The sequence below is a fragment of the Devosia sp. genome (assembly GCF_028290645.1).
In the GTDB taxonomy this organism is placed as follows: Bacteria; Pseudomonadota; Alphaproteobacteria; order Rhizobiales; family Devosiaceae; genus Devosia_A.
The window spans coordinates 1-13,924 of the sequence record NZ_JAQGJL010000372.1 but is presented as its reverse complement, the minus strand read 5'-3'; the positions used below and the strand labels follow the sequence as shown (position 1 = coordinate 13,924).

At 64.9% G+C, this 13,924-nt stretch carries 16 protein-coding genes; 7 read left to right on the top strand and 9 right to left on the bottom strand.

Translation table 11 applies throughout. From position 1 onward, the window contains the following. Window positions 1-113: 113 nt before the first annotated feature. The 5 genes from JWQ89_RS19815 to JWQ89_RS19795 all read right to left on the bottom strand — a co-directional run bounded on the left by JWQ89_RS19815 (window position 114) and on the right by JWQ89_RS19795 (window position 5,817). On the bottom strand, window positions 114-1,742 hold the full coding sequence (locus JWQ89_RS19815; RefSeq protein ID WP_299643904.1) for an ABC transporter ATP-binding protein: 1,629 nt from the start codon (window positions 1,740-1,742) through the stop codon (window positions 114-116). Further along, the gene (locus JWQ89_RS19810) at window positions 1,739-2,914 is read right to left on the bottom strand and encodes an ABC transporter permease (protein WP_299643901.1); all 1,176 of its coding nucleotides are present in this window, start codon (window positions 2,912-2,914) and stop codon (window positions 1,739-1,741) included. Before JWQ89_RS19810 ends, JWQ89_RS19815 begins: the two co-directional genes overlap by 4 nt. Next, entirely contained in the window at window positions 2,914-4,026 is a 1,113-nt protein-coding gene (locus JWQ89_RS19805; RefSeq protein WP_299643899.1) for a microcin C ABC transporter permease YejB, read from the bottom strand. The genes JWQ89_RS19810 and JWQ89_RS19805 overlap by 1 nt, the downstream gene beginning before the upstream one ends. Window positions 4,027-4,111: 85 nt before the next feature. Beyond that, window positions 4,112-4,960 (bottom strand): sugar phosphate isomerase/epimerase, encoded by an 849-nt coding sequence (locus JWQ89_RS19800; protein WP_299643898.1) that lies wholly within the window; start codon window positions 4,958-4,960, stop codon window positions 4,112-4,114. Continuing rightward, window positions 4,960-5,817: an NAD(P)-dependent oxidoreductase gene (locus JWQ89_RS19795; RefSeq protein ID WP_299643897.1), complete on the bottom strand. Its 858-nt coding sequence runs from the start codon at window positions 5,815-5,817 to the stop codon at window positions 4,960-4,962. Before JWQ89_RS19795 ends, JWQ89_RS19800 begins: the two co-directional genes overlap by 1 nt. A 193-nt stretch (window positions 5,818-6,010) precedes the next feature. Between JWQ89_RS19795 and JWQ89_RS19790 the strand changes: the two genes are divergently transcribed. From JWQ89_RS19790 to JWQ89_RS19765, 6 genes are all read left to right on the top strand, one after another. Beyond that, window positions 6,011-6,430, top strand: coding sequence for a hypothetical protein (locus JWQ89_RS19790; RefSeq protein ID WP_299643895.1), 420 nt, complete (start codon window positions 6,011-6,013; stop codon window positions 6,428-6,430). 296 nt (window positions 6,431-6,726) lie between these two features. Continuing rightward, window positions 6,727-7,101, top strand: coding sequence for a hypothetical protein (locus tag JWQ89_RS19785; RefSeq protein WP_299643893.1), 375 nt, complete (start codon window positions 6,727-6,729; stop codon window positions 7,099-7,101). Between the two features lie 278 nt (window positions 7,102-7,379). Further along, on the top strand, window positions 7,380-7,760 hold the full coding sequence (locus JWQ89_RS19780) for a hypothetical protein (RefSeq protein ID WP_299643892.1): 381 nt from the start codon (window positions 7,380-7,382) through the stop codon (window positions 7,758-7,760). Between the two features lie 173 nt (window positions 7,761-7,933). Continuing rightward, on the top strand, window positions 7,934-8,275 hold the full coding sequence (locus tag JWQ89_RS19775) for a hypothetical protein (protein WP_299643890.1): 342 nt from the start codon (window positions 7,934-7,936) through the stop codon (window positions 8,273-8,275). Between the two features lie 149 nt (window positions 8,276-8,424). Then, window positions 8,425-9,435, top strand: coding sequence for an asparaginase (locus tag JWQ89_RS19770; protein ID WP_299643888.1), 1,011 nt, complete (start codon window positions 8,425-8,427; stop codon window positions 9,433-9,435). A gap of 106 nt (window positions 9,436-9,541) precedes the next feature. Continuing rightward, the gene (locus JWQ89_RS19765; protein WP_299643887.1) at window positions 9,542-11,011 is read left to right on the top strand and encodes a M81 family metallopeptidase; all 1,470 of its coding nucleotides are present in this window, start codon (window positions 9,542-9,544) and stop codon (window positions 11,009-11,011) included. Between the two features lie 4 nt (window positions 11,012-11,015). On the opposite strand, the gene JWQ89_RS19760 is transcribed toward JWQ89_RS19765, so the two are convergent. The 4 genes from JWQ89_RS19760 to JWQ89_RS19745 form a co-directional block, all read right to left on the bottom strand. After that, window positions 11,016-11,213, bottom strand: coding sequence for a type II toxin-antitoxin system HicA family toxin (locus JWQ89_RS19760; protein ID WP_299643886.1), 198 nt, complete (start codon window positions 11,211-11,213; stop codon window positions 11,016-11,018). Beyond that, window positions 11,214-11,459, bottom strand: a complete 246-nt coding sequence (locus JWQ89_RS19755; RefSeq protein ID WP_299643883.1) for a DUF1902 domain-containing protein — start codon at window positions 11,457-11,459, stop codon at window positions 11,214-11,216. Between the two features lie 219 nt (window positions 11,460-11,678). Beyond that, the gene (locus JWQ89_RS19750; protein WP_299643880.1) at window positions 11,679-13,040 is read right to left on the bottom strand and encodes a TIGR03808 family TAT-translocated repetitive protein; all 1,362 of its coding nucleotides are present in this window, start codon (window positions 13,038-13,040) and stop codon (window positions 11,679-11,681) included. 61 nt (window positions 13,041-13,101) lie between these two features. Next, window positions 13,102-13,392, bottom strand: a complete 291-nt coding sequence (locus JWQ89_RS19745; RefSeq protein WP_299643878.1) for a zf-TFIIB domain-containing protein — start codon at window positions 13,390-13,392, stop codon at window positions 13,102-13,104. A 169-nt stretch (window positions 13,393-13,561) separates the two neighbouring features. On the opposite strand from JWQ89_RS19745, the gene JWQ89_RS19740 reads away from it, so the two are divergent. Continuing rightward, a partial coding sequence (locus JWQ89_RS19740) for a helicase HerA-like domain-containing protein (RefSeq protein ID WP_299643875.1) occupies window positions 13,562-13,924 on the top strand: 363 nt, incomplete at its 3' end.

Below are 13,924 nucleotides of genomic sequence, written 5' to 3'. Positions count from 1 at the left end.
CCTCCCCCTACTGGGGAGGGAGACCAAAGCACTGATAGCGGTGAGAGGGTCTCCCTCCCCATTCTTAGGGGGACAGGGGTGGGGGTCCACAGCCACCTGATCCGCGGCTCCCCTCACTGCGCCACCTCGGGGCTCGGAGCCGCCTCGACGGCGAAGGCGGCAGCCATCAGGGCCTTGGTGTAGTCGGATTGCGGCGCGGCGAAGATGTCGCGGGCCGGGCCGTGCTCGACCACCTTGCCGTTGCGCATCACCATCAGCTCATTGGCGAGCGCCCGGACGACGCGCAGGTCGTGCGAGATGAAGAGATAGGTGAGGTTGTGCCGGCGCTGCAGGTCGCGGAGCAGGTCGACCACCTGGGCCTGGACGCTCATGTCGAGGGCGGAGGTGGGCTCGTCGAGGACGACGAATTTCGGCTCGAGCACCATGGCGCGGGCAATGGCGACGCGCTGGCGCTGGCCGCCGGAGAACTCGTGGGGGTAGCGGAAGCGGGCTTCGGGATCGAGCCCGACTTCGGTGAGGGCCTGGACCACCTTCGCGTCGCGCTCGGCGGGGCTGAGCTGCGGGGCGTGGACCGCGAGGCCCTCGGCGATGATCTCGGCCACCGACATGCGCGGGCTGAGCGAGCCGAACGGGTCCTGGAAGACGATCTGCATGTCCTTGCGCAAGGGCCGCATGGCGCCCCAGGAGAGCTTCTCGATGTCCTTGCCGAGATAGACGATGCGGCCCTCCGAACCGATGAGGCGGAGCAAGGCCCGGCCGAGAGTGGTCTTGCCCGACCCGGACTCGCCGACGAGACCGAGGGTTTCGCCGCGGCGGATGGTGATGTCGATGTCGTCCACGGCCTTCACGTGGCCGACGATGCGGCGGAGGAACCCGCGCTTGATCGGGAACCAGACGCGGAGCTTTTCGGCGCTGACCAGCACGGGGGCATCCGCGGCCGGCGACGGCGGATCGCCCTTCGGCTCGGCGGCAAGGAGTTTTCGCGTGTAGGGGTGCTGGGGGTTGGCAAAGAGTGCCTCGGTCGTGCCGGACTCGACGATCTTGCCCTCGGTCATCACGTGGGTGATCTCGGCCATGCGGCGGACGATCTGCAGGTCGTGGGTGATGAACAGGATCGCCATGCCGCGCTTCTTCTGCAGCGACATCAGCAGCTCGAGGATCTGCGCCTGCACGGTGACGTCGAGCGCGGTGGTCGGCTCGTCGGCGATGAGCAGTTGCGGCTCGTTGGCGAGCGCCATTGCGATCATCACCCGCTGGCGCTGCCCGCCCGAGAGCTGATGCGGGAAATCGTCGAGGCGCGACTCCGGGTTGGGGATGCCGACCTCGGTGAGGAGCTCGATGGTGCGGACGCGCGCCGCCGCGCGCCGCATGCCGCGGTGGAGGATCAGCGCTTCGCTGACCTGCCGCTCGACGGTGTGGAGCGGGTTGAGCGAACTCATCGGCTCCTGGAAGATCATCGAGATGGCGTTGCCGCGCACCGCGCGGATGCCGCGACCGTCGGCACCGAGCAGGTCCACGCCGTTGAACAGGATGCGCCCCTTGGGATGGGAAGCGGCGGGGTAGGGGAGGAGGCGGAGGACGGAGAGGGCGGTGACGGACTTGCCCGAACCGGACTCGCCGACCAGTGCCACCGTCTGGCCCGGCTGGATGTCGAACGAGACGCCGCGGACGGCGTGCATCTGGCCGTGTTCGGTGGCGAAATCCACGTGCAGGTCATCTACCTGGAGCAGGGGGCCGCTCATTGGCGCCCCGCAAAGGTTTTGCGCGGGTCGAAGGCGTCGCGCACCGCCTCGCCGATGAAGACGAGGAGGGTGAGGATGATCGAGACGGTGAAGAAGCCGGTGATCCCCAGCCACCAGGCGGAGAGGTTGTCCTTGCCCTGGCTCAGCAGTTCACCGAGCGACGGCGAGCCGACCGGCAGGCCGAAGCCGAGGAAATCGAGGGCCGTGAGCGTCGTCACCGAGCCGGCGAGGATGAACGGCATGAAGGTGAGGGTCGCGACCATGGCGTTGGGGAGCAGGTGCCCCGTCATGATCTTGAAGTTGGAGACGCCGAGTGCCCGGGCGGCCGCGACATACTCGAAGTTGCGGGCACGCAGGAACTCGGCGCGCACGATCCCGACCAGCGCCGTCCACGAGAACAGCAGCAGGATACCGAGCAGCACCCAGAAGCTCGGGGCGATGATGCTGGAAATGATCAGTAGCAGATAGAGCGAGGGAACCGAGGTCCATATCTCGATCAGCCGCTGCGCGGTGAGATCGACCCAGCCGCCGAGATAGCCCTGCAGTGCCCCGGCGCCGATGCCGACAATCGAGGAGAGCACGGTAAGGATGAGGCCGAACAGCACCGAGATGCGGAAGCCGTAGATCAGCCGGGCGAGCACGTCGCGGCCCTGGTCGTCGGTGCCGAGCCAGTGGAAATTGCCGATGTTGCACGAGGGATCGGCGACGCCGGCGGGATAGAAGGCGCAGCGCTCTTCGGGCGTCTGCAGCCATGAAGGTTTCGAGGGGACTGCGCCGGTGAGGGATTCGTCGACCGTGTTGTAGGAGTAGCGGATCGGCGCCCAGATCATCCAGCCATTGGCGTTGATTTCGTCCGAGATGAACGGGTCGCGATAGATCGTTTCGGCGAGAAAGCCGCCGAACTTGGTCTCGGGGTAGGCGACCAGCACCGGAAACAGCAATTCGCCCTTGTAGCTCACCACCAGTGGCCGGTCGTTGGCGATCAGCTCGGCGAACATGGTGAGGATGAACAGGATGAGGAAGATCCACAGCGACCATACGCCTCGCCTGTTGGCGTTGAAGACCTTGAGCCGGCGCTGGTTGATCGGGGAGAGACGGGGGGCCGGGCGGGCGTGGTCGGCTGGCGCGAAGGCGATGAAGGGAGAGCGGATGCCCGCTGCGATGCCGTGCATCAGACTTCCCTGGACTCGAAATCGATCCTCGGATCGATCCACATGTACATGAGGTCGGAGACGAGCCCGATGACCAGCCCCAGCAGCGAGAAGACGTAGAGCGTCGCGAACACCACCGAATAGTCGCGGTTGAGCACCGACTGGAAGCCGAGGAGCCCGAGGCCATCGAGCGAAAAAATCGTCTCGATCAGCAGCGAGCCGCCGAAGAACGCGGAGATGAACGCCGCGGGGAAGCTGGCGATGACCAGCAGCATGGCGTTGCGGAAGACGTGCCGGTAGAGCACCTGCCGTTCGTTGAGGCCCTTGGCGCGGGCGGTGGTGACGTACTGCTTGCGGATCTCCTCGAGGAACGAGTTCTTGGTGAGCAACGTCACCGTGGCGAAGCCGCCGACCGCCATGGCGGTGACCGGCAGCGTGATGTGCCAGAGATAATCGAGGATCTGGCTGTACCAGGGGAGGCTGGCGAAGTTCTCTGAGGTGAGCCCCCGCAACGGGAAGAAGTCCCAGAAGCTGCCCCCGGCGAACAGCACGATCAGCAGCACCGCGATGAGGAAGCCCGGAAGGGCATAGCCGACGATGACGACGGACGAGGTCCACACGTCGAAGCGCGAGCCGTCGCGGATGGCCTTGGCGATGCCGAGCGGGATCGAGACGCCGTAGCCGAGGATGGTCATCCAGAGGCCCAGCGTGATCGACACCGGGAGCTTTTCCTTGATCAGGTCGATGACCGAGATGTCGCGGAAGTAGCTGTCGCCGAAATCGAACCGGATGTAGTTCCACATCATGGTGGCGAAGCGCTCGAGCGGGGGCTTGTCGAAGCCGAACTGCTTCTTGATGCGCTCGAGGATTTCCGGGCGCAGTCCGCGGGCGCCGCGATAGGTGGCATTGACGTCGTTCGAGTCCGTGGCCTGCGAGGTCTCTTGGCCGGCGAAGTCACCGCCCTGGCTGCCGGTGATGCGCTCGGTGGCGCTGACGTTCTGGCCGGACATCTGGGCGATGACCTGCTCGACCGGACCGCCCGGGGCAAACTGCACGATGACGAAGGAGACGACCATGATCCCGAACAAGGTCGGGATCATCAGGAGCAGGCGTCGCAATATGTAGGCGCCCAATGGCGGCTCCAGTGATCCGGTGTTCGCTACAGGCTAGCAACGCACAGTGTTGGCCGGAATGTGACCAATCACCAAGCAGTGATTTTCACGGGCGCGCGAATCTGACCCCGACCTCGTCTCCCACGGCGAAAATGCGATCGCGGGCCACGGCATAGGCGGCGCCGTCCAGGTGTTCGAGCATCAGCGGCACCTCGCGGGGCAGCCGATCGAGCTCGGTGAGGTAGGTGCGGTAATCCAGCACGCCCTCGCCGATCTGCACTTCGTCGAGGTGCAGTGCCGCCTGGTGATGGAGCTTGATGTCCTTGGCGTGGCACGAGACGACCCACTGCCCGAGCCTGTCGAAGCACTCGCGGATCAGCGCGCCGTTATCGAAGTACACCCGCGGCGTCATGATGATGTTCACCGGATCGAAATGCGCGCCGAACATCGGCCGGTCGATCGCCCGAATGAGCTCGACATAGCTGTCGACGCTGTCGGGCAACGAGTACTGCATCATCTCGAGCGCGAATTTGGCCCGTGTCGGCTTCACCGTGTCGAGCAGGTAGCGGACCGTCTCGACCGTCGCATCGAAGGCTTCCCGGCCCATGTTCTCGGCGGCGGGCGCATAGTCGGTCCCGGCTCGGAACGAGCCGATGTAGCTCACTGCACAACCGGCGCCCACGGCATCGGCGATGGCGAGGCGCTCGACGGCATAGGCGAGGTTGGCCTTGCGGGTCGCCTCGTCGGGCGAGACGAGGTTGCGCCAAATCCCGATCTCGGCGAGGACGACGTCCTCGGCCGCGAAGGCCTGCTCGATGTCGGCGAGGCGAGCACGGTCGTCGATCCGCACCTCGGGAACATAGGCGGCGCTATAGCCGAACTCGCGATGGGCGCGGGCGAAGGCATAGGGATCGTCGCTCCCGATCGGGAGCCCGTGCCCGCCCAGTCGGACCATCAGACGTGGTTCCTCCAGCTATGCTGCGGGTTGTAGTCGAGCATGCGCCGCGCCTTATCGATCGAGAGCAGCGTGCCGTTGGGGGAGAGCTGGCCCTTGTGCGGCACGGTGGGGAACACCTCGGCCATCAGCGAGACATTGGCGCGGCTCATCACCGTGTCCTGGTTGGCGATGATGAAGGGCTCGAACCCCTTGAACTCGGCCTCGATGCCGCGGCGCACCGCCTGGGCTCCATCGCGCGCGTCGATGTAGCCCCAGAGGTTCCATTTGCGCAGCTTGGGGTCGGCGTTGAACGAGGGGAAGGCCTTGTAGTCCTCGACGTCCATGACGTTCGAGAAGCGCAGGCCGACCATCTTGAGCTCCGAGTCCCAGCGGCAGAACTGCGCCGCCATGGTCTCGTCGAGGAGCTTGCCGAGCGAATAGGCGCTCTCGGGGCGCGGGAAATACTCCTCGTCGACCGGCACGTAGGGCGGCGGGGAATCGAAGGGCAGGCCGAGCACGGTTTCGCTCGAGGCGAAGACGACATTCTTGATGCCGGCGAGGCGGCAGGCCTCGAACACATTGTAGCTGCTGGGCACGTTGTTGGCGACGGTGCGGCTGTTGGCGAACAGGCCCGGCGCCGGGATGGCCGCGAGATGGACGACGGCGTCGAAGGGGCCCTTGCGCTCATCGACCCCGCCCATGATGGCCTCTGCCACCTGGCCGAAATCGGTGAGATCGATGCGCACGGTCGGGCAGATTTGCTCCCTGGGCAGCGCCTGGTCGATGTTGAGCACCGAATAACCGTTGGTCACCAGATCCTTGAGCACCGCCCGCCCGAGCTTGCCGCTGCCGCCCGTCACCAGAACCTTCGCCATCGCTCGCATCCTCCGAAGTGATTTGCGCCGAACCTAGCACGGGTCGGGCCCTTTCTGTCACGAGCCTGAACGGCGTCGTCACGACCAGTTCAACAGCCGGGGCGCTGGCTTATCCCAGCGGTCAAGAGGCGCATGCCTCACATCAAAAGAACTGCGCCGCGGTATTTCATCCGCCTCACACCAGGAGACTGAAATGATCAAGTTCGCCCTCGCCGCTACCTTCGCGGTTGCCATGCTGCCTTCGTTCTCCACCCTCCCGGCCAATGCTCAGGAGGTGCAACTCGACACCCCGTGCGGCGACGCACAATGTGGACAGGACAACTCTTCCGCAACCTCGCAGTGCGGTGACGAACTCGGCCATCTGAAGCGTGTATTCCCGGCCGATGTGCTCGACATCGACAACGGCTACCGCGTGTGGATCACCGAAATTTGCCCGACGTCCGATCTGATGCGTTCGGACGGCAACGCAGCATATCTGCGGACCGCGATTGCGGATAACGGCGTGCTGGTCGAGGCGCTCGAGCAAAAGGGCTATTTCAGCGACGACGTGTTCGCGGTGAAGATGATGGGCGACGACACGATCGGTCTCTACGTGCACCATTTCGGCCGCTGAACCAGTCGATCGAGTTGAGGGAAGGGCGGGGGCCGCGGTTCCCGCCCTCCTCGTTTCTGCGGTCGGGATGGCGGCGAGGAGGGCGAGGGCCACTGGCCGAAGCCTACGTCGTCCGATGTGATTTGCGCCGAACCCAGCACCCGCCGGGCACTTTCCGTCGCGAGGCGCAATGACGGATGTCACGGACGAACCGGTTGCCGCGGAGCATGTTTATCAAAGCATCAACGAGAGGCGTACGCCCACCTTGAAAGGACTGGCACGCGGTAACCCGAAGCCGCACAAACAAGGAGACTGAAATGAACAAGCTTGCACTGGCCGCCCTGGCCATAGCCATGCTGACGTCTTCTACTGTTCTCCCCACCCTTGCACAGAGCGAACGTGAATCGCGGGAGCATTTCTGCGATGACGAACTCGGCTACCTGAGGCCCGTATCCCCCGCCGAAGTGCTTGGAATCGACGTCGAGCACCGCGTCTGGGTCACCGAGATTTGCCCCAGATCCCACTTCATGCGCTCCGACGGCAACGCGGCGCACGTCCGGGGCGCCATCCGCAGCAACGCGGTGCTGGTCAGGGCACTGCAGCGCAAGGGCTATTTCAGCGACGACGTATTTGCAGTGCAGATGATGGGCGAGAACACCATCAATCTCTACGTGCACCGCTTCGCGTTCTGAAGGCAGCCGATCGCTACTCCTCGTCGGGCGGCGCACAGTTTTGCTCGCGGCGAAGGCGACGTTTCCGTTGCCGGCGACGTGGCAGGCTGCGGCATTTGCGTGAGTTGCGCGCAACCTAGGGCAATTCCTGCGCTGCCCGTCACCCACCGGATTGACGTATGTCACGGCCAGTTTGACGGCCGAAGCGCATGCTGATGGCGAGCGTCAACCTGAGGCGCACGCCTCGCATCGAAAGGACTGTCACGCGGTGCCCCAGCCGCACACACAAGGAGACTGAAATGAACAAGCTTGCCTTGGCCGCCCTGGCCGCAGCTACCCTGACGTCTGCCTTTATTCTTCCCGCTGTGGGTCAATCAACGATATCACCGCTCGAGCCTCGCCCTTGCGGCAACGACATGGGGTATCTGCCGCACGTGTCGCCCGCTGAAGTAACCGGGATCGACCGCCGGCAGGGCGTCTGGGTCGTCGAGGTGTGCCCCCATACCGACATGATGAACACCGAGGACGGCAACGCATGGCACCTGCGCGGGGCCATCCGCAACAATCCTGTGCTGGTCAGGGAACTGCACCGCTGGGGTTATTTCCCCATCGACGTGTTCGCCGTGCAGATGATGGGCCAGAACGCTATCAGCCTCTACGTCCATCGCATGAGCAATTGACGCAGTGGACTCGTACAGGGAGGACGGGAGCTGCGGTCCCCGCCCTCCTTATTTCTGCCGCCGGATTGCCCTGCCGATGAATGGTTTCTGAATGGCCGGCTCAGAGGGGGTTCAATCGGGGTGGGGCAAGGTCGGCCCAACAGATCGACACCCCGGTCCCGAGAGGACGCCAAATGAACAAGACCCATGAGAAGCTGCTGGTCGCGACCCTTGCGGGTCTGATCATCGCCGGCGCCGCCGCCTTCGCCATCCAGCCGGTCATGGCCGCCGGCTATGACGTCGAGACCCCCGCTCACATCGTCGGCGTCAAGAAGTGGGACACGCTGAACGCCCGCAAGTGGCCCGCCTCGTACTCCCAGAAGGTCGGCGAGTTCGAACCCAGGACCAGCGTCTGGGTCGAACGCTGCATCATTGCGCCGCAGGGCGGCTCGGACTGGTGCCTCGTCGAGCAGCAGGAAACCAGGGGCTGGGTGAACGCCCGGTTCCTGAAGCTCGCCCACGACTGGGACATCTGATCCCCCGATTTCCCGCCGCGTTGCTCCAAACGGCGCGGCAGGCTTCTACCGCCTCCCATGCACGTGCCTGACTGACCTCCAGTAGATTGACTTCGCGGCCCGGACGGTTTCCTAGAGGAACCTCCGGGCCATTTTCTTTCGAGTCAGTCGTGGACGCCAACCCTATCCTCATCGAACAGACGCGCGGTAACTTCGTCGAGAACCGCCACCGGGCGGCGTTCGTCGTCTCGGACGCGAAGGGCAATATCATCGCCTCGGCCGGTGACATCTCGCGGCCGGTGTTCCCGCGCTCGGCGATCAAATCGATGCAGGCTCTGGCGATGGTGACTTCGGGTGCCATTGACCGGTTCGGGCTGAGCGACGAGGAACTGGCGCTGGCCTGTGCATCGCACCATGGCGAGGACGTGCATGTGCTTGGCGTGACGCATTTCCTCGGCCATCTCGGGCTCGGCGCCGATGACCTCGAATGCGGCGCGCACCAGCCGAGCAATGCGCGGGCGCGCGAGGCGCTGCGCCGGGCAGGGCTCGAGCCGAGCCAGCTGCACAATAACTGCTCGGGCAAGCACTCGGGCATGCTGAGCGTGGCGCGGGCGCTGGGCGTCGACACGCATGACTACGTGACGCGCGGGCACCCGGTGCAGGTGGCGGTGCGACAGGCGATCGAGACGGTGATCGGCGAGCCCTTGAGCGAGGATCGCTGCGGCACCGATGGCTGCTCGATCCCGACCTGGGCGGCGCCGCTATCCGGTTTTGCGCGGGGCTTTGCACGGATGGCAACGGGCGAGGGACTGCCGGAGGAGTTGGCGAGCGCGGCCAACCGCATCTTCGACGCAGCGACTTCGCACCCGCTGCTGGTGGCGGGAACCGGGCATCTGGATACGCTGGTGATGGAGGCGTTCGGTGGCCGCGTCATGCAGAAGGGCGGCGCCGAGGGCGTGCAATGCGGCGCCATCCGCGACAAGGGCTGGGGCTATGCGCTGAAGATCGACGACGGCAACATGCTGGCGAGCCAGACACTGGTCGCCAACCTGCTGCTCGAGTTCGCCGAGCCGGATGACATCCAGCAGCTTGTGCTCGAGCGCTTCGCGCGGCAGGGGGTCAAGAACGTGCGCGGGTTCGTCGTCGGCGAGATGCGGGCGGCTGGTACGCTGCGGCACTGATTCACACGGGGTTTGGGTGCCGCGTTCCTTGCGGCGGAACACCGGGACGTTGACCGGTCGGCAGACGGGTCCCTAGGTTGTCGGCAATCTGAGGGGAGTCCGCCGCATGCGCCTGTTCATCGCCACCCTGGGCACGGAAACCAATACTTTCGCGTCGTTTCCGACCGGGCTCGACGACTTCAAGGCCTGCCTGTGGGCCGAAGGCAACATCGAGACGTTTCCGGCTTCGCCGTGGACCTCGCCAGGCCAGATCTGGCTCGAGCGGGGGCGCGAGGAGGGCTGGGAGGTCGTCCAGAGCCTCTTCGCATTCGCCAATCCGGCGGGGCCGACGGTTCGCAAGGACTACGAGGCGATGCGCGACCGCATCCTCGGCGATCTCGCGGCAGCGGGGGAGGTCGACGCGGTGCTGCTCTATCTGCATGGCGCGATGGTGGCGGACGGCTATGACGACTGCGAGGGGGACCTCGTAACGCGCATCCGCCAGCAGGTCGGGAAGCGCACGAAGATCGGCGTCGAGCTCGATCTGCACGGGCATGTCGACAACACCATCGTCGACGCGTCCGACCTGATCGTCATCTACAAGACCTATCCGCATATCGACCATGCCGAGCGGGCGCATGACCTGTTCGAGCTGATGAAGCGGCTGCTCGCGGGCGAGATCGACCCGAAGATGGCTCTGTTCGACTGCAAGTCGATGGGCCTGTTCCCGACCACCATGGAGGGCCCGATGATCGAGTTCTCCAAGGCGATCATCGAGGCCGAGGGCAAGGACGGCATCCTGTCGCTGTCGCTCAACCACGGCTTCCCTTGGGCCGATGTGCCGCTGGCGGGAGCCAAGATGCTTGCCATTGCCGATGGCGACATGGGTGTCGCCGCGGAGGCGGCGAAGCGGTTCGGGGAGTGGTTCTACCGCATCCGCAAGGAGGCGACGCTGCCGTTTACCCCGTTCGCGGAGGCGATCGAGGAGGCGAAGATCAAGGGCGAGAAGCCGCTGCTGATCGCCGACACGGCGGACCAGATCGGCAGCGGCGCGCCGGGCGATACGACCTATGTGCTGAAGGCCTTCATCGATGCCGGCATCCGCAACGCCGCGATCGCGCCGCTCTGGGACCCGCTGGCAGTCAACATCTGCTTCCAGGTTGGCGTCGGCGGCAAGCTGAAGCTGCGCATCGGCGGCAAGTACGAGCCGCATTCGGGGCCTGCGCACGACGCCGATGCCGAGGTGCTGTTCCTCAAGCGCAACGCCTGGCAGGATCACCTCGCCGACGAGCGGATCGATATCGGCGACGTCGCCGTGGTGCGGGTCGAGGGCATCGAGGTGCTGCTGACGACGCTCCGCACCAACCTCTATTCGCTGAGCCTCTTGACGCTGCACGGCATCAGCTTCGACGACAAGCAGGTCGTCTCGATCAAGAACCTCTACAAGCACAAGGACCTGTTCGTCGACAATACACGGAAACAGTTGTTCGTCGCGACGCCGGGCACGAGCAACCCGGACTGGTCGGCACTGCCGTTCAAGCGGGTGCCGCGACCGATGTGGCCACTGGATGCGGACCCGCTGGGGCTGGATGGGTGAGGGGCTAGAAGCGCTTACCGATGCCAGCCTGCTTCATGACCCCATTGGCGGAGTGGCGGGAGAGCGATCCCCGATCCACGGCCACCGACTTATTGGTCGCCGGGTTATGCCAGATTTCGTGGTCACCCTTTCCGTGGCGCTTGAAGGAATAGCCGGCAGCCTTCAGCGCATCGACGATCTGGGGGTAGAAGCCCCGGACCATCTATGCGGCGTGCGAGGCGTCAACGTAGGACAGAATTTGCACTGAGATCTGCTCGTCCGGCGTCCGGCCACCGCGGATCAGATGAGCGTTGTCATCAAGGAGCTCGGGAGCAACCGCGTTAACTCGCGCGACAAGTGCATCGAGGGTGCGAGCCTCGGTTGTGAGGCCGGGGATGTCGTCGCTCGTGGCGACCCAAACCTTCGCTTCATCGTCCCAGAAGGCATTGACCACGTACTTCTTGGTCATTCGGCGCTCCAGCAAGTCAACCCAATCATAGTCCGAGCCGGCGAAGCGATACAAGATTGGCACTACGGTACCGGGCCGCAGCCGGCAATTGCTGCGCGACAATGGTTTCAACAGAAACGCCAGAATGGCGCCAAAAGTGTTGTAACCGCGCGGCTGAGCGACCTTCGATAAGCTCCACCCCCTGAGTAGGTGGTTAGACCGGTCCTCAGCGCGGTCCGCCTAGCTCACCCTGTTATCCGCCACCGTCACATGCGGATACCTCGCCGCGTCCCTGACGAGGTCCTCGACCACCACCTTGTCCCATTCCATGCCGACGATGGCGAAGTCGAGGGGGGCGCTGATGATGTTGCCGGTGATCGAGACCGGGCCGGGGGCGGGGTTCTGGACGACGCTGACGGCGATGCCGGTCCGGGTGGCATAGAGGACGTTGTCGGCGATCACCACGTTGCGCAGGAACCTGCCGTAGCCGGCCATGATGCCGATGCCCGGGACGTTGTCGATGCTGTTGCCATAAACGCTGGTCTCGGCCTCGACATAGATGCCGCACGGCTTGGTGTCGGGGTTGACCTCGGAGCGCTGGTAGATGTTGCGCACGATATTGCCCGAGCAGACGGCGAGGCGGCCGCCGGAATCGAAATTGGTGATCGAGATGCCGGCGGCGGCGCCGTCGATGACATTGTTGGCGATCACCGAGCCGGTAAAGGCGAATTCCGAAAAGATCGCGACCTCGCCCGAGTTGCGGCAGAGATTGCCGGTGACGGAGACGTTGCCGGTCGAGTTGAGGCGCACCGCGGTGAAGGCGCAATCGGCGATCTGGTTGTTGGCGACGACCACGTCGTTGCAGCGGAAGACGTTGATTCCGTTGCCGTTCTGGCCATTGCCGCCATTGGTGCTGCCAATGCCGGTGATGGAATTGCCGGTGACCACCGAGCCATCGTGACGGTTCTGGCCGCCCCAGATGAGGATGCCGCCATTGCCGCACTTGTCGACGCGGTTGGATGCGATGTTGAGGCCGCGGCTGTCGATCGAAAAGATCGCGGCGAGGGCGTGGCCGGTAAAGTCGCAGCCCTGGATAGCGGCGGCCGCATCGCGGATCGCGATGCCGTTGGCGGCCCCGCCGACGAAACTGCAATTGCTGAGCGTGACGTGTTCGCTGGCCTCGATCTCCAGCAGGCCCCGGTCGGCGCCCGTCGGTCCGCCATTGCCGCGGGTGAAGGTGATGCCCGAGAAGCTGACATGGGCGCTGCCGGCGATGCGGCAGAGGGGCGCTTCCCCCGCGGCGGCAAGGATGGTGGAGCCGGGAATGCCCTCGACCACCACGTTGCTGGGCACCTGCAGGTTCTGCACGTAATAGGCGCCGGAGGGGAGGAACAGTTTCCGCCCCTCGGCGGCGGCGCGCAGCAGCGCTTCCTGCAGCGCGCCGCTCTGGTCCTCGAGGCTGCCCGCCGTGAGATTGAGCGTTGCCGGGTCGAGCGACTGGGCCTGCGCGATGCCCGCAAGCGGCAGGACGCTCAGTGCCGCGAGGCCGCCGATCAACCGGCGTCGGGAGGGGTTCTGGATTCCGTCACGGGTGATTTGCATGCAGGCACCATACCACCATGTGAGGAAAACGCAGTTACCGCTCCCGCTACAATGGCTTGGACTAGAAGTCGAACAAATCGCCCAGGAAGGACTCGCGCTTCTTGTAGGGCTTGCGCCCGTGATCGCCGTGCTGGTCGTAGCGGCGGTCGCGATCCTCGTAGCGTGGTTCGACCCGGCGGGGCTCCTCCACGCGCTGCGGCTGCTGTGTCTGAGGCACCGTCACAGAGCGCTCGATGATCTTGTCGAGTTCGCCGCGATCGAGCCACACGCCGCGGCATTTCGGGCAATAGTCGATTTCGATGCCCTGGCGGTCGCTCATCACCAGCTCGACGTCATCGATCGGACACTTCATGGCTCGGATTCTCCTCATGTTTTTTGGTCCGTCGTAGGTAGGGCCAGAGGTCGGCCGATCAAGGACACAGGCGATCTTTCATCTGCGGCACGCCGCCGCGCTTTCATTTGGCACCCCATGCCCGCACCGCTATAGAGTCAGACACGGCCACCGAATCCAGCGAGGCGTCATGCTCCTTCCCGACAAGATCTATCTCGGCAGCAGCACGCGGCCGGAATACCTGGCGCTGAAGTATGGCAACCGGCACGGGCTGGTGACCGGCGCGACCGGCACCGGCAAGACCGTGACGCTGCAGGTGATGGCCGAGGGGTTCTCGGCGGCGGGGGTGCCGGTGTTCGCGGCCGACATCAAGGGCGACCTTTCGGGCATCGCGGCGATGGGCCAGATGAAGGACTGGCAGGTCAAGCGCGCCGAGGACATCGGCTTTACCGACTATGCGGCGAGCAAGTCGCCGACGATCTTCTGGGACCTGTTCGGGAGGCAGGGGCACCCGGTGCGCACCACCATCACCGAGATGGGGCCGCTGCTGCTG